General features: G+C 66.0%; 22 protein-coding genes. 10 read left to right on the forward strand and 12 right to left on the reverse strand.

Annotated features, from left to right (window positions below):
* On the forward strand, positions 1-486 hold the full coding sequence (locus tag OHA42_RS00965) for a DUF2505 domain-containing protein (protein WP_406233727.1): 486 nt from the start codon (positions 1-3) through the stop codon (positions 484-486).
* Here OHA42_RS00965 and OHA42_RS00970 read toward each other — a convergent pair.
* The gene (locus tag OHA42_RS00970) at positions 477-1,058 is read right to left on the reverse strand and encodes a VanZ family protein (protein ID WP_406233729.1); all 582 of its coding nucleotides are present in this window, start codon (positions 1,056-1,058) and stop codon (positions 477-479) included. The genes OHA42_RS00965 and OHA42_RS00970 overlap by 10 nt on opposite strands.
* A gap of 153 nt (positions 1,059-1,211) precedes the next feature.
* Between OHA42_RS00970 and OHA42_RS00975 the strand changes: the two genes are divergently transcribed.
* Together OHA42_RS00975 and OHA42_RS00980 are read left to right on the forward strand one after the other, a co-directional pair.
* Entirely contained in the window at positions 1,212-1,730 is a 519-nt protein-coding gene (locus tag OHA42_RS00975) for a DUF2505 domain-containing protein (protein ID WP_406233731.1), read from the forward strand.
* A complete protein-coding gene (locus tag OHA42_RS00980) occupies positions 1,700-2,509 on the forward strand; it encodes a class I SAM-dependent methyltransferase (protein WP_406233733.1) in 810 nt (269 codons plus the stop codon). Before OHA42_RS00975 ends, OHA42_RS00980 begins: the two co-directional genes overlap by 31 nt.
* Here the strand turns inward: OHA42_RS00980 and OHA42_RS00985 are convergent.
* Positions 2,434-4,011: a hypothetical protein gene (locus tag OHA42_RS00985; RefSeq protein ID WP_406233734.1), complete on the reverse strand. Its 1,578-nt coding sequence runs from the start codon at positions 4,009-4,011 to the stop codon at positions 2,434-2,436. The two genes, OHA42_RS00980 and OHA42_RS00985, sit on opposite strands and share 76 nt — an antisense overlap.
* A 97-nt stretch (positions 4,012-4,108) precedes the next feature.
* Positions 4,109-4,717 carry a hypothetical protein gene (locus OHA42_RS00990; RefSeq protein ID WP_406233736.1) on the reverse strand — a complete coding sequence of 203 codons (609 nt, stop codon included), beginning with the start codon at positions 4,715-4,717 and terminating at the stop codon, positions 4,109-4,111.
* A gap of 99 nt (positions 4,718-4,816) precedes the next feature.
* Here OHA42_RS00990 and OHA42_RS00995 point away from each other — a divergent pair, with 99 nt between their 5' ends.
* On the forward strand, positions 4,817-5,539 hold the full coding sequence (locus tag OHA42_RS00995) for a DUF2993 domain-containing protein (protein ID WP_406233738.1): 723 nt from the start codon (positions 4,817-4,819) through the stop codon (positions 5,537-5,539).
* 49 nt (positions 5,540-5,588) lie between these two features.
* On the opposite strand, the gene deoC is transcribed toward OHA42_RS00995, so the two are convergent.
* Positions 5,589-6,257 carry a deoxyribose-phosphate aldolase gene (gene deoC, locus OHA42_RS01000; RefSeq protein ID WP_406233740.1) on the reverse strand — a complete coding sequence of 223 codons (669 nt, stop codon included), beginning with the start codon at positions 6,255-6,257 and terminating at the stop codon, positions 5,589-5,591.
* Between the two features lie 177 nt (positions 6,258-6,434).
* On the opposite strand from deoC, the gene OHA42_RS01005 reads away from it, so the two are divergent.
* Complete coding sequence (locus OHA42_RS01005) at positions 6,435-7,022, forward strand: GNAT family N-acetyltransferase (RefSeq protein WP_406233741.1); 588 nt, start codon at positions 6,435-6,437, stop codon at positions 7,020-7,022.
* Between the two features lie 468 nt (positions 7,023-7,490).
* The gene (purU, locus tag OHA42_RS01010; RefSeq protein WP_406233743.1) at positions 7,491-8,381 is read left to right on the forward strand and encodes a formyltetrahydrofolate deformylase; all 891 of its coding nucleotides are present in this window, start codon (positions 7,491-7,493) and stop codon (positions 8,379-8,381) included.
* Positions 8,382-8,524: 143 nt separating this feature from the next.
* Here purU and OHA42_RS01015 read toward each other — a convergent pair whose 3' ends face one another.
* From OHA42_RS01015 to OHA42_RS01035, 5 genes are all read right to left on the reverse strand, one after another.
* Complete coding sequence (locus tag OHA42_RS01015) at positions 8,525-9,562, reverse strand: alpha/beta fold hydrolase (protein WP_406233745.1); 1,038 nt, start codon at positions 9,560-9,562, stop codon at positions 8,525-8,527.
* 156 nt (positions 9,563-9,718) lie between these two features.
* A complete protein-coding gene (locus OHA42_RS01020; RefSeq protein WP_328412448.1) occupies positions 9,719-10,024 on the reverse strand; it encodes a DUF2516 family protein in 306 nt (101 codons plus the stop codon).
* Positions 10,025-10,085: 61 nt separating this feature from the next.
* A complete protein-coding gene (locus tag OHA42_RS01025) occupies positions 10,086-10,745 on the reverse strand; it encodes a heparin-binding hemagglutinin (protein ID WP_406233747.1) in 660 nt (219 codons plus the stop codon).
* Positions 10,742-11,245 carry a helix-turn-helix domain-containing protein gene (locus OHA42_RS01030; protein ID WP_406233749.1) on the reverse strand — a complete coding sequence of 168 codons (504 nt, stop codon included), beginning with the start codon at positions 11,243-11,245 and terminating at the stop codon, positions 10,742-10,744. Before OHA42_RS01030 ends, OHA42_RS01025 begins: the two co-directional genes overlap by 4 nt.
* Before the next feature lie 104 nt (positions 11,246-11,349).
* Positions 11,350-12,687 (reverse strand): DUF445 domain-containing protein, encoded by a 1,338-nt coding sequence (locus tag OHA42_RS01035; RefSeq protein WP_406233750.1) that lies wholly within the window; start codon positions 12,685-12,687, stop codon positions 11,350-11,352.
* Between the two features lie 273 nt (positions 12,688-12,960).
* Here OHA42_RS01035 and OHA42_RS01040 point away from each other — a divergent pair, with 273 nt between their 5' ends.
* The 4 genes from OHA42_RS01040 (at position 12,961) to OHA42_RS01055 (ending at position 17,313) form a co-directional block, all read left to right on the forward strand.
* Positions 12,961-13,644, forward strand: a complete 684-nt coding sequence (locus OHA42_RS01040) for a TetR/AcrR family transcriptional regulator (RefSeq protein ID WP_406238977.1) — start codon at positions 12,961-12,963, stop codon at positions 13,642-13,644.
* 164 nt (positions 13,645-13,808) lie between these two features.
* Positions 13,809-15,239: an ABC1 kinase family protein gene (locus OHA42_RS01045; protein ID WP_406233752.1), complete on the forward strand. Its 1,431-nt coding sequence runs from the start codon at positions 13,809-13,811 to the stop codon at positions 15,237-15,239.
* Between the two features lie 31 nt (positions 15,240-15,270).
* Positions 15,271-16,521 (forward strand): saccharopine dehydrogenase family protein, encoded by a 1,251-nt coding sequence (locus OHA42_RS01050; RefSeq protein WP_406233754.1) that lies wholly within the window; start codon positions 15,271-15,273, stop codon positions 16,519-16,521.
* Between the two features lie 159 nt (positions 16,522-16,680).
* Complete coding sequence (locus OHA42_RS01055; RefSeq protein ID WP_406233756.1) at positions 16,681-17,313, forward strand: class I SAM-dependent methyltransferase; 633 nt, start codon at positions 16,681-16,683, stop codon at positions 17,311-17,313.
* A 74-nt stretch (positions 17,314-17,387) separates the two neighbouring features.
* Here the strand turns inward: OHA42_RS01055 and OHA42_RS01060 are convergent, their stop codons facing one another.
* From OHA42_RS01060 to OHA42_RS01070, 3 genes are all read right to left on the reverse strand, one after another.
* Positions 17,388-17,834, reverse strand: a complete 447-nt coding sequence (locus tag OHA42_RS01060) for a hypothetical protein (protein ID WP_406233758.1) — start codon at positions 17,832-17,834, stop codon at positions 17,388-17,390.
* A 25-nt stretch (positions 17,835-17,859) separates the two neighbouring features.
* Positions 17,860-18,543: a DUF2637 domain-containing protein gene (locus OHA42_RS01065; protein WP_406233760.1), complete on the reverse strand. Its 684-nt coding sequence runs from the start codon at positions 18,541-18,543 to the stop codon at positions 17,860-17,862.
* 258 nt (positions 18,544-18,801) lie between these two features.
* A complete protein-coding gene (locus OHA42_RS01070; RefSeq protein ID WP_406233761.1) occupies positions 18,802-19,008 on the reverse strand; it encodes a hypothetical protein in 207 nt (68 codons plus the stop codon).
* Positions 19,009-19,015: the final 7 nt, after the last annotated feature.

The following is a 19,015-nucleotide window of genomic DNA, read 5'->3' on the forward strand; positions in this document are numbered from 1 at the left end:
ATGGCTACACCCCTGGCGTACACGGCCCGCTATTCGCATCCGGTCGCGGCCGTGCGCGCGGCGATCGCTGACGAGCAGTATTGGAAGGACCGCATCGCCGAGGTGGGTGGGCCCAACGCCCGACTCGATTCGGTCACCGTCAACGGTGATCAAGTCCGCATCGAGATGGTCCAGGCCATCGCCGCCGAGCTGCTGCCCGCCGCCATCACCGCGGTCCGCCCCGGCGATCTGATCATCCCGCGCGTCGAGAACTGGTCCGGCGATACCGCGACCTTCGAAGCCCGCGTCGACGGCGCACCCGCCGAGGTCCGCGGCGCCATCTCCCTCGTTTCCGACGGCTCCGGCTCGGTCGCCACGGTCACCGGCAGCATCGAGGTGAAGATCCCGCTGTTCGGCGGGAAGATCGAAGCCGCGATCGCGGAGCGCCTCACCGAACTGTTCGCCTCCGAAGAGGAGTTCACCAACAACTGGCTCGCTCAGCGCTGAGTCCGGGCCCGCCACCGCACACCTTCTGATATGTCAGGAGGTGTGCGTTCGTCCGGGGCGTTAGCGCGGTGCCCAGCCGAGGAGCGCTGCCACCAGTGCCGCGACAGCAGTCCGGCCAGCAGCGCGCCGACCGCGTTGACGAGCACGTCGTCGACCGAGGAATGACGCCCTACCCCCAGCGCGAACTGCAGCATCTCGACGCCGCCCGACAGGATCGCGCCGACCATCAGCAGTCGCCACGGATCGGCGAACAAGGCCGAGCGCACCGGAAGCAGAAACCCGAGCGCCGCAAAGACCAACAGGTTCCCGCCGAGCTGCTCGACAACCCGGTCGTCGGTGAGCTGATCGGCCAGGTCACGCAGTGGCACCAGGTTGACCGAGCGACCGGAACCGGCGGGCGTGAGAATCATCCACAGCCACGGCACCGTACCGACCACCATGCCCACATCGCAGAGCGCGGTGCGCCAGGAACCGCGCCGCCGTGCCAGCCACCACGCGAACGGGCTCGCCGCCGGAATCGCGGCCAGCGCCGCAACGACCACCCCACCCCATGTCTGCCATGTCCCGTTCACTTCGCAAGTCTGACCGAAAGATTTCGGTCTCGGCCGTGCGCGGGCGGCCACCAGCGCGAACTGGGTAATGTCCTGGTCCGACTGCGTGCGGATGGTCTTCACATTCACCGCCGAGCGATGGCGCGGCGATCGGTCCCGGTAACGTAATCGCTCATGGCTCGCCGACTGGACTATTCAGCCCGCTACCCGTTGCACACCACCAAAGAGCTGTATGCAGCGCTGTCGAACCGCGACTATTGGGAGGCGCGGGTCACGGAGATGCGGAAGTACTCGGAGAACGAAGTCGTGAGCCACGAGGTGAGCGACTCCGGGATCGAGATCGTGCTGCACCACATCCTGCCGCGAGAGATGCTGCCGGAGATGGCGCAGGCGGTGATGCGCAAGGACATGGTGATCACCCGCAAGGAGAGCTACGGCCCGTTCAACGAGGAAGAAGTCGTCGGCAAATACTCCGCGTCCATCCCCGCGGGCCCCGGCAGCCTCGGCGGCACCATCCGCGTGTTCCCCACCGACACCGGCTGCACCGCGCGGTTCTCCTCGGAGGCGAAGGTGTTCATTCCCATGGTTGGTCCACGACTCGAGCAGCTGATGCTGGTAAACCTCGTCGACCTGTTCCGTGCCGAGGCCGAAGAGACCGTGCGGTGGCTGGAAGAGCAAAACCCGACCAGCTGACCAAACCGGTCGGCACCATCACCCGCGGCACCACCGGCGTCAACCGGCTGCGGCGCAGCGACCGCTGGCTGATCAACGACGAGCTGGTCCGTGCCCGCCTGCAGACCGCGCCGGATCCGCTGGTCGTCGACCTCGGTTACGGTGCGAGCCCGTGGACCACGCTGGAGCTGGCGACCCGGGTGCGGACCGTCCGCGCCGACGTGCGCGTGATCGGTCTGGAGATCGATCCGGAACGGGTGGTACCCGGCCGCGACGGTGTCGAGTTCGCCCGCGGCGGCTTCGAATTGGCCGGGCTGCGGCCGGTCTTGGTGCGCGCGTTCAATGTGCTGCGGCAATATCCGGAATCGGCAGTTCCCGAGGCGTGGGCGACCATCCTGTCCGGCGTCGCCTCCGACGGCCTGCTGGTCGACGGAACCTGCGATGAACTCGGCCGCCGCTGCGCGTGGGTGCTGCTGGATCGCTCGGGGCCGCTGTCGCTCACCCTGGCATGGGATCCGTTCACCGTCGAGCGCCCCTCCGACATCGCCGAGCGACTTCCGAAGGCGTTGATCCACCGCAACGTTCCCGGCGAACCGATCCATGCTCTGCTCACCGCCGCCGACCGCGCCTGGGCCCGTGCCGCGCCACACGCGCCGTTCGGGCCACGGGTCCGCTGGCGGACCGCGGCGGAGTCGTTGCGGCAGGAAGGTTTTCCGGTGCGGACCTACCGTCGCCGCATGCGCGACTGTGTGCTCTCGGTGCCGTGGTCGGCCGTCGCGCCGAACCACGATCGCACATAGCCCGTCGCGGCCCCGACCGAGTCCAGCGCCGCCGCGACCGAGCCTGTTGCCGTCGCGACCGGCAGCATCGAATGCGGCTCGAAGGGCTGACGCCACAGGCCGCCGTGCGCCGCGCCCACCGCGAACAGGCTCTCCGGATTCGCATCGTCCGGCGCGGCAGGCGGTGCCATCAGGTCGGCGACCAGTTTCGCAGCGAGAAGTGTTCGTGCCGTGGCGGGTTCGAATACTTCGACGCCGAATCGGCGCACGCCACGGTAGGCCGCCGCAAGCGAACGCTCGGCGCGCACCGCACTCGTCGAGGCCGGTGGCGCGACGGTGTAGGACACCGTGCGCCCTGCGGTGTGTGCGAGCACCGCGCGCCAGCGCAGGATACGGTGCGCCAGAACATGATTCGGTCCGATGGACGGAACAAGCGCATCCGCGACACCCCACATCGCCCCGAAGTGGTCGGTGACCGTGGTGCGATAGCTCGGCCGATACAGCGTCGACACCGACAGTAGCCGCAGCAGATTCTGGTCCGCGCCATGCAGACCACGCCCGTGCAGTCGCGCATGGGCCTCCGCGACAACCTCTTCCGGCACGGCATAACAGTCGATCGGCGACCCGAGAAACGCCAGCGCGGCGTCCGGCCGATGCTCGAGCAGATCCTCGACAAGGACGTCCTGTGCGGTGGCGAGCCGAACTCCCGCGGACCCCTGATCATTCGCGTACAGGCCGAACACCGGCCGGACCTCCGCACCGAGCTGCGCACGGATCCAATGCACCAGCGCCGGGAACTGCTGGGTGATATCGACGCCGGGATCGGCCGTGACCGGATAGCGCAGCACCCCGGCACCGGTCTCGGCGAGCCGCGAAAGTTCCTGCCAGCGTTCCGTCCCCGGCAGATCGATGCCGAGCACGTCCGCACCCCACCGCAACAGCGGGCGCAGCGGGCCGAGCTCGGCCGCCGCCCCGGTGACGATGACACGGAAACCAGGCAGTGCCAACCACTCCGGATGGTCGATCACCCGTTCCACCGCGGCGGCGAAACCCGGTTCCACGATGCCACCGCGACGCCATTCGGTCAGCTGACGCTGCAACGACTCCTCCGCCAACACCGTGTCGCGGTAGGGGACTTCCAGCCGCCCGAGTGGTTTCGCGGTGCCCTCGACCCGGACGGTATCGAGTGTGCCCGGCTCGGCAACCTTTTCGACGTCGACGCTGCGCAGGGGCGCGACGGTCGCTCCGGTGACCAGCCGAAGCAACTTGCGCGCGGAGCGCAGCCCTTCGGTCGCGATGCCGACCGACGCCGCAGGCGAGCTGGCAGCCAACGCGGTCAGCCCACGAAACACCGTGCGATAGGAGCAGCGCCAGTCCCGGCAGGTCTCCACCGTCTGGGCGAGATCCGCGTCATACCCGCGGACCGCGTCGGCGACCACGGCGGTGGCGAACATATCGCCGATCCGCTCGGGCGCACCGGAGGGGAAGACGAGATCCCACCTGCTCTGACCTTCGGTCCCCATGATCAGTCACCCTGCCATGATCGCGCGCCCGGCAAAACCGGACGCCAAGGTAATTCATAGCCGGACCGAATCACCTCGCACCCGCTCACCACACAGCTCATACGCCGGTGAGGGCCCGATACACCCGAGCGGCCGCACGCGGGCGCAGTCGGAGACTGGCCGAACGGATTTCGTCGCGCGCACAACGGTCGATAGCGACCGCATCGCCGACCACCTCGTCCAGGGCGGTCTGTCCGATATCCGCCTCCGCCAGATCGAGCACCGTCCGCACCGGCGTCGTGACCAGGAACGAGCCCGCCGACTCGACATCGGTGGCGATCAGTGGACGACGCAACACCACGAGGCGCGGCGTCACCGGCGGACGCCCAGCACCGACCGACAGGTGCAGGAATCGCGGCCGCAGCCGACCGAGCCCGTGCAGTTCGGCCGCGCTCTGATGCGACACCGCGGCGGCGCCGTCGAACCAGGCCGCCCACATGGCGTACTCGTCGAGCGGGCCTTCGGGCCAATCGGCCAGCCGAAGTAAACCCACTCCCGCCCGCGTCACCGACCCGTCCCCGAGCGCCACCCGCACCCGCACCTCACAACCGGTGCGCAGCACCTGCCTGGTGGTGAAGAATCCGGCATGCCGCCCGGCCAAGCGCCGCAGCACCCGCCATCCCTGCTCCGCGGAATCGAGTGCGCGGGCCGCAGCATCGCCAGCCATGGCCACCAGGCTACGCTCGAAACTTGTGTCGCATGTCACAATTGATCCCCTCACCGCGCCCTCAGAGCGAACACAGAAATGTCGGGAAGAATCGGGCTCATGAGTCAGAAGCCTCCTGCCACCGTGACCTCCACCCGGCGCACCCTCGTGATTGCCCTGGTCGTGGTCGTGACGCTGCTCATCGGTGCGCTGGTCGCCGGCGAGGCCTACGCCAGGCACAAGATCTCGCGGTGCATCAGCACGCAATTCGAGAAGGACATGGGCTCGAAGATCGACGTCGGCTTCGGCTGGCGGCCGATGCTGCTCACCTTGATCGACGGCAAGGTCTCCCGGGTGACGGTGGACAGCGCCGACTCCAAGTTCGGCCCGGCCGTCGGCATGGTGGTGCACGCCAGGTTCAAGGACCTCGATGTCGAGAACGCCGGACAGGGCGGCGGCACCATCAACAGTTCGTCGGCCGATGTCACCTGGAACAACGACGGTATCCGGCAGACGCTCGGCGGCCTGGTCAGCGACGTGCACTCCTCCTCGAGCAGCGGCATGCTGACCCTCGACGTGCTCGGTGGGCTCGCCCAGCTGCAGGTGCAGCCGCGGGTGACGAACGGGGTGGTGCAGGTGGACACCATGTCGGCGGAGCTGCTCGGCATGGGCCTGCCCACGGATCTGGTGCAGGGCATTGTCGATGTCTTCACTCAGAGCCTGCAGAGCTATCCGATGGGCCTGAAGGCGACCGACATCAAGGTGACCGACGACGGTATCGCGGTGAAGCTGGAGGGCGGCCGCACCGAACTCGAGGCCGGCCCGGACGAGGCCCGCTGCTGATCACCGCCGAAATCGTGTCCTCGCCGGAGGAATTCACGCCCCGGACGAATCAGGCGGGGAAACCGTCAAGCACCGCACGGGATTTGGACAGCCCGAGCCGTGTCGCGCCTGCGGCGATCAGTTCCGCTGCGGCTTCGGCGGTCCGGATCCCACCGCTGGCTTTCACTCCGAGACGCCCGCCGACCGTGTCGGCCATCAGCGCGACCGCGTGCACGCTCGCACCGCCCGCAGGATGAAATCCGGTGGAGGTCTTCACAAAGTTCGCACCCGCGCGTTCGGCGACGCGGCAGACCTCCACGATCGCGGCGTCGGGCAACGCGGCAGATTCGATGATCACCTTGAGCACCGCCCGCTCGCCCATTGCCTCACGGACGGTGACGATGTCGGCCAGGACGGCGTTGTAGTCACCGGCAAGCGCCGCGCCGACATCGATGACCATGTCCACCTCGGCCGCACCGTGCTCGACGGAAAGGCGAGCCTCCGCGCCTTTCACCAGCGAATGGTGTTTGCCGGAAGGGAATCCGGCGACCGTCGCGATCGCCACGCCCGGTGCGCGCACCGGCAGCATGGACGGCGATACACAGATCGCATACACGCCGAGCGCACGCGCTTCGGCGATGAGTGCGTCGACATCGGCCGTCGTCGCCTCGGGTGCGAGCAAGGTGTGATCGATCATGGCGGCCACTTCGGCCCGGGTCAGCGACGTGGAATTTGCCATGGGGTGAGAGTCTGGCATACCGGCGGCGAATTCCATTGCGTGCCTCTGGTGCGTCCCGCACACTCGTTATTGTCGATGGAGTACGGGTAATGCATCGGACACGAGCGCGTGCACGACTCCGCCGCAAGCGCAGGAGCATGTACGGATGGCCCTACTCGTTCGGGAGGAGACGACACCGTGCTGATCCGTCGCGAACGCGCCGATGATGTCACTACCATCGCGGCAGTGCATCGCAGCGCCTTCGGACCGCAGTCCGCCGACGGCGATGTGCGATACACCCTCGCCGACGCCGACATCATGGAGATGACCGGCGAAGCCGCCGACGACGACGCCGGCGACCCGCCGGAGGTCGATCTCGTCGCCCGCCTCCGCAGCGACGAAGGCTGGATCCCCACGCTGTCCTTCGTCGCCATCGAACACGACATAGTCATCGGGCATCTGTGCCTCACCCGCGCGGCTGTCGGCCCATTTCCGGTCCTCGCGCTCGGCCCGCTCGGCGTCGACACCGAACACCAGGGCAGCGGCGTCGGCGCGGCCCTCGTACACGCTGCCCTCGGCGCGGCGGATGCCCTCGACGAACCCCTCGTCGCGCTGCTCGGCAGTGTCGACTACTACCCCCAGTTCGGCTTCATCCCCGCCGCCCGCCTCGGCATCACCCCGGACGAACCCGCCTGGGTCTCCCACTTCCAGGTCCGCCCCCTGACCGCATACGAATCGCAGATAGTCGGCGAATTCCATTACGCCGAACCGTTTTACGGTGTTTGATTGCAGCGCCTGCGGCGCTGCGTGTTCGCGGCCCCCTTGGTCTCGCTTCCGAGCGGCCGAGACTCGCGCCTGCGGCGCATGCGCTTCGGCCGCTCGGAAGCGAGACGGGCCGCGAACTCTAGTGCTTGGTCTCCCTGCCCTCGGAAGGCGTCATCGTGCTGGAGGGCGTCGGTAGCGGGGTTTGCGACCTTGGTGGATGCGGTTGGGGTGCTCGAGGAGACGCCGCGAACTCTGGTGCTGGATCTCGCTGCGCCCGAAAGACATCATCGTGCCCAGCGGGTATGGCGGTAGTGATTGTCGCGACCTTGATGGATACGCGTCGGTTTATGCGTGGTGATGGTGGGTCCCTCGCTTGGAGGACTCGCTGCCGGGTGGGGCGTCGATGGTGATGCTCGCGACTTTGGTGGAAGTACTCGCCTTGCGTGAGGCGGGCGGATGGGGCGTGGAGCGACCTGGGAGGATGTGTCGATGAGTTCCGCTCCATCCGCTCTCGACGACCGTCGTTTCGTGCTCAGCCTCGGCTGCCCGGACCGCCCGGGCATTATTGCTCGAATCACCTCGTTCATCGCCGAGTTCGGCGGGTCGATCGTGGAGGCCGGCTACCACTCCGACGTCGACAGTGGGTGGTTCTTCACCCGGCAGGCGATCAAGGCTTCAACGGTGCCGTTCGGGATCGCCGAACTGCGGGACCGGTTCGCGGGAGTGGCCGCGAAGCTGGGGCCGGAGACGGAATGGCAGCTCCTCGATTCCGGGGAGCTGCGGCGCGCGGTGCTGCTGGTCAGCAAGGACGGACACTGCCTGCACGACCTGCTCGGACGCGCCGCCAGCGGTGAGCTGCCCGCCACCATCGAGGCGGTCATCGGCAACCATCCCGACCTCGCAGGCATGACCGAGGCGCACGGCGTGAAGTTCCACTACGTGCCGTTCCCGAAGGATCCGGCCGAACGCGGCCCCGCATTCGAGGAAGTGCGTGCGCTCGTCGACGCCCACGACCCGCACGCGGTGGTGCTCGCCCGATTCATGCAGGTGCTTCCACCCGAGCTCACCGAGCACTGGGCAGGCCGGGCAATCAATATCCACCACAGCTTCCTGCCGTCGTTCGTCGGCGCCCGCCCCTACCACCAGGCCTTCGCCCGCGGCGTCAAACTGATCGGCGCCACCTGCCACTACGTCACAGCAGAACTGGACGCAGGCCCGATCATCGAACAGGACGTCATCCGCATCGACCACGCCGACGAGGTCCGCGACATGGTCCGCCAGGGCCGCGACATCGAACGCGTAGTCCTGGCCCGCGGCCTCCGCTGGCACCTGGAAGCCCGAGTCCTGGTCCACGGCCGCCGCACAGTCGTTTTCAACTGACAAACCACCCACGACACAACCGCACCGTCGTCCTCACACACGGTCGCAGACGGTCGCAACTTCGGCATCGACGGTAGTCGAAATGGTGGCTGCGTAGGAAGTCCGCAACCACCATTCGACTACCGTCGATGTTCGTCGGGCGGTCAGCCTACGGCTTCTGCTGGGGTGCGGGTGGATTCGAGGACCTGGGTTAGTTCTTCGTTGAAGCGGTCGTGGGCCTCGGTGTTGCCGAGATGGCCGGTGTTCAGTATCTCGTACTTGGCCAGACTGCCTGTTTCGCTGAGCATTTCGGCGATCAGCTCCGAGTGTGCGGGGGGTGTCATGTCGTCGAGGGAGCCTGCGAGCACGGTTGTGGGCACCACCAGGTTTCGTGCCGATTCGCCGAGGTCCATCTCGGCGAGCAGGAAGCCGAACTTGGCGCGCACGCGGGCTGGGCAGGAGCGCACGATGGCCATGCTGACGGCGATCTCGTCGTCGGTGGCGGCGAGTGTCATGATCTGCCTGGCGAAGACCCAGCGCACCGGCGCAAGCGGCGGGAAGAGGATGGGGGTGCCGAGTCCGAGGCGGCCGATGAAGGCGGGCAAGGGAATTCGGAGCTTCAGCAGCGGGAGCGGTCGGTTGAACAACGGCACGACCGTGGTCGTTGCGACCAGCCCGTGCGGGGCGGTATTGGTCAGCAGCACCGCGAGCGCCTGCTCGGCGACCCGCTCCGGGTACCGTCCGGCCCAGGCCTGCAGCGTCATTCCGCCGAGGCTGTGCCCGACCAGCACGGCCTTGCGGCCGGGACGCAGGGTGGCCGCGAGGACAGCGGCCAGATCGTCGGCGAGCAGATCGGTGGTCAGCGGGCTGGAACCGAGTTCGCTTTCTCCGTGCCCGCGCTGGTCATAGGCGATCACGCGGTACTCGCCCGCGAATGCGTTGATCTGTGCGTTCCAGTATTCGATGGCGCAGGTCCAGCCGTGCACGAGCACGATCACCTGTCCGTCGACCGGTCCGTATGCGTGCACCCGCAGCTTGGCGCCGTCGGCGGTGGTCACGGGGACGACATGATGCGCAACGGTCGGTGGGTTCAGCGCCGCAGTCGCATAGGTACGGTTCCGCAGATTGGCGCGGTGTACGTCGAGCAAGCCCCGGATATGTTCCGGGAGGTTCCCCAACGCAGACGGCAGCATTGCACGCATCGGACACTCCTTTGTGTTACTGCTCGATACAGTAACTCCGATTCGCGCTGCTAGCTAGAGCTAGCACCAAGAAAGTGCGACCGCTGCGCCTTCACTACCCGGCGCGGCTTCGGACGGACACCGTCCGGCTCTGCCCAATTACTGCTGAATTCCGCCCTACCAGCGCGGACCGCGCTGAATCTCGTCCACCTTCGGCCGCACATCGGCCAGGTAGATGCCGGTCGCAATGATCGCAATGAGCGCAAGCAGACTCGTCACCGTCAGCGAAAGCAGCAGGAACAACAGCGCCGCGGCGAGTATCGCGATCCAGATCGGCTTGGTCAGCTTGTCCACCGCAGTGAAGGCGTCCGGACGCTGACGAATGGCGTGAATCAGCGCGAAGATCGTCGCACCGAGTGCTACCAGCCGCAGCACGAACAAGATCATGCCGGTTAAATCTTGCGCCACATTCACCCCACCCATCATAGAAGCAACGACCCCGCGCACCACGGGTGCGCGGGGTCGTCGTTTGTGCGTCAGGCGATTACACCTTCTTGGGAGCAGCCTTCTTGGCCGGAGCCTTCTTGGCGGGGGCTTTCTTGGCGGGAGCCTTCGCAGCAACGGGCTCCTCGGCCGCGGCGGGCGCGGTCTCGGTGGTCACCGTCAGCACCTCGGCCTCGACGACCGGCTCGGCGACGACCTCGTCCTCGTCCTCATCCTTGACCGGACGGCCGAGCAGGTCGTTGACCTTGCCGAGCACGTCCTCCGCGCGGCTGACCGCGTCGGTGTAGAGGGATTCCACGCGCTCGATCTGATCCTCGACCAGGTGGTTGGCGCGCAGCCGCTCGACGGTCTCCTCGCCGCGAACGGCCAGATCCGCGTACAGGTCGAGGACCTTGGCGTAGTACTTCTCGGCGAGCGTGCGCAGCTCCTCCGGAGTGAACTTCTCGCGGAGCTCGGCGAGGTCCTCCGGCAGTTCGGAAGGCAGCCCGGACAACCGCTCGCGCAGCGTCTCGAACTGAGCCTGCACGTCGGCGGGCACGTTTGCGAAGCGCTCACGAGCCTCTTCGACGCGGCCGGTCACATCGGCGGTGGCGGCACGCTCACGCACCTGAGTGACAGCGTCGAGCACCGCGGCGTAGACCGCGTCGCCTGCGCCGACGGTGGCGAGCAGTGGCTTGCTGGTCTGGTTCTTCTCGGTCATTCTTCAGTCTCCTGGCGTGGCGGAGTGTCGGTTGTCGTAAGCGGAACTTCGCTGTCCCATTGATCCCCCCCTGACTCGTTCCCTCCGTTTTCGCGGCGAAACGATTCATAGATGTCCAGCAGGACCTGCTTTTGCCGTTCGCTGATCGACGTATCGGCAAGCAGGGCATCCCGGATCGGACTGTGCGGCCGCTGCTCGAGATAGCCAGCCCGTACGTACAACACCTCCGAGGACACCCGCAGTGCCTTGGCGATCTGCGTGAGTACCTCGGCGGACGGATTGCGCAATCCGCGCTCGATCTGACTGAGGTACGGATTGCTCACTCCCGCAAGGGTGGCGAGCTGACGCAGCGAGACTTGCGCAGCCTCTCGCTGTGCCCTGATGAACCCTCCGATGTCGTGCGCCGCATTCACGACGCGGGCCGCCTTTTCTCCGACGCCTGCCGATTGCTCGGCCGAACTGTCGGTGTACTCGGCGGAAACCTCGGGCTGGTCTGCCATCACTCACCTTCTGGCGGTTGTACGGTATCAATTCTAAATGAGGGTGCTAACTATTGCAAGCACTCTGTTAGCACTCTTCCAGCAAACATTCGGCGCTCTATCCTTCAGCCGTGGAACAGCAGCTGCGAAATCGTGTAGATCGCAAGCCCTGCCAGCGATCCGACCACCGTTCCGTTGATGCGAATGAATTGCAGATCGCGCCCAACCTGCAATTCGATCTTCTTGCTTGCCTCCTCGGCATCCCACCTGGCAACCGTGTCGGTGACCAGGGTCGTGATCTCTTCTGCATAGTTTCCCACCAGATAGCGCGCCCCCCTGTCGATCCAGCCGTCGACTTTTGCGCGCATCTCGTCGTCGTCACGCAGTCGCTCCCCGAGCTGCTGCACGTTCTCGGCAACCTTCCTACGCAGCGTACTGCTGGGATCATCCGCTGATTCCAGGATCAGCCGCTTGGCAGCACGCCAGGTCGCCTCGGCCATGCCGGTGATCTCCTCGCGCCCCATCACCTGCGCCTTGATCCGCTCGGCCTTCTTGATCATCGCGTCGTCGTGCTGCAAGTCGTAGGCGAACTCCTCGAGGAACCGATTCGCCGCGAGGCGCACCTCGTGCTCGGGATTCGAACGGACCTTCCAGGTGAACTCGACCAGTTCCCGATAGATCTTTTCTGAAAGCAGAATGTTTACGAATTTCGGAGCCCATTGCGGAGCATCGCGCAAAACAATCCGATCGATCGTCTCCTGGCTGCCCAGCGCCCACTGATGGGCACGCTCGGCAAGCATGTCGAGCAGCGGAAGCTGCCGATTGTCGGCCAACAGTTCAGCAAGCACCCTGCCGATCGGCGGACCCCACAGCGGTTCCGCGATCCGCTTGACGATCGTGTTGTCGATGACCTGCTCGACGTCCTCGTCACGCAGCACGCCGACCACCGCACGCAGGATGGTCGAACTCTCCTCGGCCACCCGCGCGGCATGGCCGGAGTCCGCCATCCAGCGCCCGACCCGCCAGGAGATCTGCGCCGAGGTCACCTTCGCCGAGACCACATCCGGAGCAAGAAAGTTCGAACCGACGAAGGAACCCAGACTCGCGCCGAGCTGATCCTTCTTCTTGCGGATGATCGCGGTGTGCGGAATCGGCAGGCCGAGCGGATGCCGGAACAGCGCGGTCACGGCGAACCAATCGGCGAGCGCGCCGACCATGCCCGCCTCCGAGGCCGCGCGCACATAGCCGACCCAGTCGCCGCCCGAACCGAGTGATTCCAGCCAACGGCAGAGCAGATAGATCACCGTCGCAAAGGCCAGCAGCCCGGTAGCCAGTGCCTTCATCCGGAACAGGTCCCGCTTCTTGCCTTCCTCGTCCACGAAGGCCGCGAAGGTACTGGGTGCCGCTGCGGCAGGCTGGGTGCGCGTGTCGAGGACCGCGATGTTGCCGGGAGCTTTCTCCATGCCTTCCATTCTGCGGTGCCCGGCACTCGGCCATACTCGACACAGCACCGGCAGCGTGTGACGACACACCGGCGGCGCGCCCGTTCCGGTCGGCAAATATGTGGTTCCTGCCGCATCGGCGACCCAAACGCACCTCTCACCGGTTGCCTGGACCTAAGCTTGTGGTCCGAGGAGCCCAATGGCTCGAAGCCCGAACCCCTACGAACGAGGGAGCTCACGCTGTCCACCGAAGACCTTGTCGACGTCGGCGAGCTCGCCGAGCGACCGGCGGCGGTGCGCACCGGCCGGACGGACGGCCGCAAGCGCCGATGGCGGCAGCACAAGATCGACCGACGCGAAGAGCTGGTCGACGGCACCCTCGCGGCGATCCGCACCCGGGGCAGCAATGCCGGCATGGACGAGATCGCCGCCGAGATCGGCGTCTCCAAAACCGTGCTCTACCGGTACTTCTCCGATAAGAACGACCTGGTCCACGCCACCATGCAGCGGTTCATCGAAACCACGCTGATGCCGCGGGTCTACGAGGCGATCAGCCTCGATGCCGACGAGTACCAGCTGGTGCGCTCGGCCCTCTCGGCCTACGTCGGCACCGTCGACGAGGACCCCGAGGTCTATCGCTTCATCATGGGCAACGGCTCGGCCGACCAGTCCTCGCTCGCGGAGTTCGAGAAGCTCTTCGCGGAGGTCGTCTCCGTGGTCATCACCGACCGCGCCGGCGCGAAGGGTATCGACACCGAAGGCGCCCTGCTGTGGTCCTACGTGCTGGTCGGCGGCATCCAGCTGGCCACGCACTGGTGGACGACCAACAAGTCGATGTCCCGCGAACAGGTCATCGACTACCTCACGATGATGGCCTGGAGCGCCATCGAGGGAATGGCGCGGGCCAACGGGTCGCGCGAGGTTTTCAACGCGCAGCCGCATGTGCTGCCGACCTTCGATACCGAGTCGGGAAACTGATCAACCGCCCGACTTCGGGTACCTCCACAGGGTGCTAGCTGGGCCGCTAGCTGAAGTTCACCGCCGTGCTCGACTTTGCGGATTCGTTGGCTAGTCTGAACCCGAGCGGTGCGCCGAGTGGGCTGCGTCACCGCCCGCGCGTTGGCACCAATGGAGGTACCTCGATGGCGAAGCAAGTGCCGACTTCCCGGCTTGCTCGTGGCACCAAGCTGGGTGCGGTCGCAGCCAGCTCGGTCATCCGGACGCAGCGCACGCGGCTATCGATGCGAGGAAGGTCCGACGCCGTGCGGGCCAAAATGGCCGAAGAGTCGATGATCCGCACTACCGAACAGGTAGTCATGGTCCTGGGGACCATGAAGGGCGTGGCCATGAAACTGGGCCAGATGATGTCCGTGCTCGATCTCGACCTGGTGCCCGAAGACCACCGGGAACGCTTCCAGAAACGCCTCGCCGTGCTGCGCGATGCCGCACCGACGGTGTCTTTCGAATCGATGCGCCGAGTGATCGAGGAAGACTTCGGGCAACCGCTCGATCGGGTGTTCGCCGAATTCGAATCGACGCCGATCGCGGCGGCCTCCATCGGCCAGGTGTATCGCGCCACGCTGTACGACGGTCGGCAGGTTGCGGTGAAAGTGCAGTACCCCGGCATCGACGCGGCGGTGCGCGCGGACCTGAAGAACCTGGCCATGTTCCGGCGGGTGCTGCAATCGGCGATGCCGTGGGTGACCCCGGCCGTGCTCGACGAACTGCGGCTGAACATGGAGAGCGAACTCGACTATCAGGCCGAAGCCAACACCCAGCTGCAAATCGCCGAGGTCTATGCAGGCCACCCGTTCATCCGGGTGCCACGCTCGATGCCGGAACTCAGCACCACCCGGGTCCTGGTCAGCGAATACGTGGCGGGCATAGGCTTCGACGCCATCCGCCGGCTGCCCGATGCGGAGCGCAACCGGATCGCCGAGATCATCTACCGGTTCTACGTCGGCTCGCTGTTCACCTTCAACGAGTTCTGCGGCGACCCGCATCCGGGCAACGTGCTGCTCGCTACCGACGGCAAAGTCGCGTTCCTGGATTTCGGCCTGTTCAACCGGATGGATCCGGAGCACGTGCGCTTCGAGACGATCTGCCTGCGCGCGGCGGCCGAGGATCGCGCCGAAGACCTGCGGCAGTTGATGATCGAGCGTGGCGTCATCGACTCGCCCGAGGAGATCGGCGCGGAGGAGTGTCTGGAATATGTGCTCGCCGCGTCGGAATGGTGCCTGATCGACGAAGAGCTGACGATCACCCCCGAACTGGCCAGCGGCGCGTTCCTGCTCGCCGTCGACCCGAGGGCCAGCGAGTTCGCCGGGATGAAGCAGCAGAACCTGCCGCCGGAGCATCTGTTCTCGCGCCGCGCCGACTTCCTGACCTTCGGCATGCTCGGACAGCTCGAATGCACCGCGAACTGGCATCGCATTTCCCGCGAGTGGATCTACGACGAACCACCGGTCACCGAACTCGGACAGATTCATCACCAATGGCTCGCCGAGCACCCGCCGGTTCCGCCGAAAAAGCCTCGGGCCCGGGCGAAGAAGCCCATACGGGACAAGGCATAACGCACACAGCACTGATCGGGAGCAGGTAACGATGGCAGACACACGAGAATTCGACCTCACGCTATTCGGCGCAACAGGTTTCGTCGGCAAGCTCACCGCGGAGTACCTGGCCGGCGCCGCGCCCGAGTCGGCGCGCATCGCGCTGGCCGGGAGATCGCTGGACAAGCTGACGAAGGTCCGCGACGAACTCGGCCCTGCCGCCGCGAGCTGGGAACTGGTCGTGGCCGATTCCACCGATCAAGCCGCGCTCGATGCGCTGGCCGCGCGGACCACCGTCGTGGTCACCACCGTCGGCCCGTACCTGCGCTACGGCCTGCCTCTGGTGGCAGCCTGCGCGAAGGCGGGCACTCACTATGCCGACCTCACCGGCGAGCCGCTGTTCATCAGGGATGCGATCGACCAGTTCCACGACCAGGCCGCAACCACCGGCGCGAAGATCGTGAATTCCTGTGGCTACGACTCGATTCCGTCGGACATCAGCGTGTACCAGCTCTACAAGCATTCGGTCGCCGACAACGCCGGCGAACTGGAGGAGACCACGCTCGTCGCCTGGCTCAAGGGCGGCGCGAGCGGCGGCACCATCGACTCCGGCCGCGCGATGATGGAAGCCATCGCCGAGGACCCGTCCAAGGGCCGAGTGCTGTCGCACCCGTACTCGCTGAGCCCCGACAAGTCGATGGATCCCGATGTGGGCCGCCAGTCCGATCAGGCCCTGCAGCGGGCAAGCAGCATCGACCCGAGCCTGGACGGGTGGGTCGCGACCTTCATCATGGGCTCGCACAACACCAAGATCGTCCGCCGTACCAACGGCCTGCTCGGCTGGGTGTACGGCAAGAACTTCCGCTACCGCGAGGTGATGAGCGCAGGCAAATCTCCGGTCGCTCCGCTGGTTGCGGCGGGCATGGCGGGCGGCATCGTGGCAACCATGGCGGCGGGCGCGGTGCTGTCGCGAGTCGCGTTGGGCCGCAAGCTGCTGGACCGGGTGCTGCCGAAGCCCGGCACCGGGCCGAGTGAAAAGGCCCGCACCAGTGGCTGGTTCACCATGAAGACCTTCGCGCGCACCTCCTCGGGAGCCAAGTACGTCGCGACCTTCGCAGGCGCCGGCGACCCGGGCTACCAGGCGACCGCGGTGATGCTCGGCGAAGCAGGCCTGTGCCTGGCCTTCGACGGCGACAAGCAGCCCGAACTGGCAGGCATCCTCACCCCCGCGGCGGCCATGGGTGACGCACTCACCGACCGGCTGCGCGCGGCAGGGATCACCATCGAGGTCGACCGAACCTGAGTTCGGTTGCGGCGGGCGGTGATCGAGGCATGGTCACCGCCCGAATCGCCCGTTCCGACGCCCCGATGACGAGGAGCGCCCATGGAATTTCCAGCTGAACAAGCGCGGCCGTCCTCGATCAGACATCACATCGATAGCGACCGAACCGAGGATGACCCCGTGAACCTCGCCAGACGCACCATGAACGCCCCCGCACTGGCAGCGGTATACGAAAGGGCCTGGCGGCCAACCCTTTTCTACCTGGCAAGCGGCCGCACCACCGCCGCCGACCGCCGCGACGCCGTCACCGCCCTGCACCTCGAGGGCTCCAAGAAAGTCCTCGATATCGCCTGCGGCCCAGGCAATTTCACCAAATACCTGAGCAGCGCACTCGACGGCGGCGGCTACGCCATCGGCCTCGACTACTCCGCACCGATGCTCGCCCGCGCCGTCACCGACAACGCGGGACCCCGCGTCGGCTACCTTCGCGGCGACGCCCGCCGACTCCCCTTCGCCGACGGCACCTTCGACGCCGTCTGCTGCTTCGGCGCCCTCTACCTCATTCCCGACCCGATCGCCGCCACCCGCGAAATGATCCGCGTCCTGGCACCCGGCGGCCGGATAGCCATCACCACCAGCCACCGAGCCGACAACCCGTTCGGCCACGCCAGCCGCATGGTGGGCAGCTGGAGTGGCCTACGGGTCTTCGACAACGACATCTTCCCGACGTTGTTCGCCGAGCACGGGCTGGTCGACATCGACCAGCAGATCCATCGCCTATTGCAGTATGTGAGCGCAAGTCGCCCGGAGTGAGTCGGCTGCTCGCACCGGACGAAGCGGCAGCCTTGCCTCGCGCCACCTGTTCTGGAAGATGATGGGCCAGTCCGTCATCCGGACATACTGAAATCACCGCTCTCGCTCATGTTCGCCGGCATCCACTGGCTTTGTGCCAGCGCCTCGAAAACGCAGGTCACCAATAACTTGCGGCCCCGCTGGCTCACCGTGTACTCGAGGGCCGGGTGCGATTCGTGGCTTCGAATAGCATTGCCCCCCTGCCGTGCGGTGGGCTCCGACAGCATCCAGAAAAGCTCGGGTCCGATCAGAATCGATTGCCCACCGCTCTCGTGGAACCATCGGCTGGAATATTCGATCAACAGATCGGTGAACGCTTCCGCGCTATCCGCCGCTTCGGTGAGCTGATTCAAGGCTGTGGATCGGTCGACGGTACTGAGGATGACCGCCGCCAATCGGCCTCCTATTTCCCGGAACTGATCAATACCCTGGTCCTGCCAAATGATAAAAGGCATAGCTACTCCATCGAAGAATTCGAGCATGACTGAAGTATTCGAACTCGCACGATCACGCACGGACTGATGCCGGGACCAGGTGACGGCCCTCGGTTGCCTTGATCGAGGTGATCTTAGCCTGCACCGGCTGCTCGGTGGTGAACGGCGCGGCGATCAGTTCGGAATTCGTGACGATGTCGATCGGGTCGAGCCGCATCGGCGCTGTATCAGCTTCGCGCTCGGGCCGGGTCGACGCCGATGCGCTGGATTGCTCCGCCACAGCAAGGAGTTCGGCGCGTCCGTCCGTGCGTCCCTGCTCCCACAGCATCAGCGTGAGATGCACAGCGAAGAGCAAGGCTAGCGGCATGCCGGCGTAGATGACCACGGACACTGCGCCACCGCCGATCTCGCGTGCGTACTCTATATTCCCGGCGACCGATACCAGCGTCGACAGCACGAACAGCCCAGTCGCGTACCACCAACCGGCACTCAGTTTGCGGAACGAGGCAGTGGCAATCATGGAGCCGATCACCAAACCGTCGATCGCGATCGGCACATTCGAGGCCAGATCGGGTAGGACGCGGTTTGTGATGGCTAGTCCATGCAAAGCGGCAAAGGACATTTCGAATGCCTTGACCGCAACAACAGCAGTAACAACCAGCGACGCATGCGCCGGACGCGGCTTGAGCCGGCGCCGCCAGTTCACATTGGACGCACCGGGCATTGACGCGGGTGGTCCGTCGAATTCCTCCGCCATCACAGGTGTGATCGTCGTCATGATGGGGAGCGTAGCGCGTGCACCGCATTACACACCAAAGCCAGGGGGAAAGTCGTCGCCGAGCGCGAACGATGCACCTACGGCGATCCAACCGAACGACACCGCTTCACATTCTTTGTCGCAGCGGGTGTCCGGTTTGCGAAACAAGGTGTGGGATCGGCAGTGAAATGGCGGTTTTCACAGCGGGCGTGGCGACCATTTCACTACCGTCGCAAGGACATTCGGAGCGGCCGCCGTTCAGTCCGGTTCATCCGGCCGGGGCAGCGGCGCGGCGCCGAGGTCGACCATGCGGCGCAGCATTTCCGGTGTGAGGGCGAATTCGAATTCGCTTCCGCCGCTTTCGAATATGAAGGCCAGGTAGTTGTCTCGTTGCAAGGGTGCACGGCGGACGGAGCAGTGCTCCCCCACGACTACCCAGCTACCGATGGTCAGTTGATCGAACATCGCACCC

It is taken from the genome of Nocardia sp. NBC_01009 (assembly GCF_045208035.1).
Classification (GTDB): domain Bacteria; phylum Actinomycetota; class Actinomycetes; order Mycobacteriales; family Mycobacteriaceae; genus Nocardia.

Bases quoted from the DNA above. Each gene is read 5' to 3' on its own strand.
- OHA42_RS00965 (WP_406233727.1), top strand. From the start codon at position 1: ATGGCTACACCCCTGGCGTACACGGCCCGCTATTCGCATCCGGTCGCG.
- OHA42_RS00975 (WP_406233731.1), top strand. From the start codon at position 1,212: ATGGCTCGCCGACTGGACTATTCAGCCCGCTACCCGTTGCACACCACC.
- OHA42_RS00985 (WP_406233734.1), bottom strand. From the start codon at position 4,011: ATGGGGACCGAAGGTCAGAGCAGGTGGGATCTCGTCTTCCCCTCCGGT.
- OHA42_RS00990 (WP_406233736.1), bottom strand. From the start codon at position 4,717: ATGGCTGGCGATGCTGCGGCCCGCGCACTCGATTCCGCGGAGCAGGGA.
- OHA42_RS00995 (WP_406233738.1), top strand. From the start codon at position 4,817: ATGAGTCAGAAGCCTCCTGCCACCGTGACCTCCACCCGGCGCACCCTC.
- deoC (WP_406233740.1), bottom strand. From the start codon at position 6,257: ATGGCAAATTCCACGTCGCTGACCCGGGCCGAAGTGGCCGCCATGATC.
- purU (WP_406233743.1), top strand. From the start codon at position 7,491: ATGAGTTCCGCTCCATCCGCTCTCGACGACCGTCGTTTCGTGCTCAGC.
- OHA42_RS01015 (WP_406233745.1), bottom strand. From the start codon at position 9,562: ATGCGTGCAATGCTGCCGTCTGCGTTGGGGAACCTCCCGGAACATATC.
- OHA42_RS01020 (WP_328412448.1), bottom strand. From the start codon at position 10,024: ATGGGTGGGGTGAATGTGGCGCAAGATTTAACCGGCATGATCTTGTTC.
- OHA42_RS01025 (WP_406233747.1), bottom strand. From the start codon at position 10,745: ATGACCGAGAAGAACCAGACCAGCAAGCCACTGCTCGCCACCGTCGGC.
- OHA42_RS01030 (WP_406233749.1), bottom strand. From the start codon at position 11,245: ATGGCAGACCAGCCCGAGGTTTCCGCCGAGTACACCGACAGTTCGGCC.
- OHA42_RS01035 (WP_406233750.1), bottom strand. From the start codon at position 12,687: ATGGAGAAAGCTCCCGGCAACATCGCGGTCCTCGACACGCGCACCCAG.
- OHA42_RS01045 (WP_406233752.1), top strand. From the start codon at position 13,809: ATGGCGAAGCAAGTGCCGACTTCCCGGCTTGCTCGTGGCACCAAGCTG.
- OHA42_RS01050 (WP_406233754.1), top strand. From the start codon at position 15,271: ATGGCAGACACACGAGAATTCGACCTCACGCTATTCGGCGCAACAGGT.
- OHA42_RS01060 (WP_406233758.1), bottom strand. From the start codon at position 17,834: ATGCTCGAATTCTTCGATGGAGTAGCTATGCCTTTTATCATTTGGCAG.
- OHA42_RS01065 (WP_406233760.1), bottom strand. From the start codon at position 18,543: ATGGCGGAGGAATTCGACGGACCACCCGCGTCAATGCCCGGTGCGTCC.
- OHA42_RS01070 (WP_406233761.1), bottom strand. From the start codon at position 19,008: ATGTTCGATCAACTGACCATCGGTAGCTGGGTAGTCGTGGGGGAGCAC.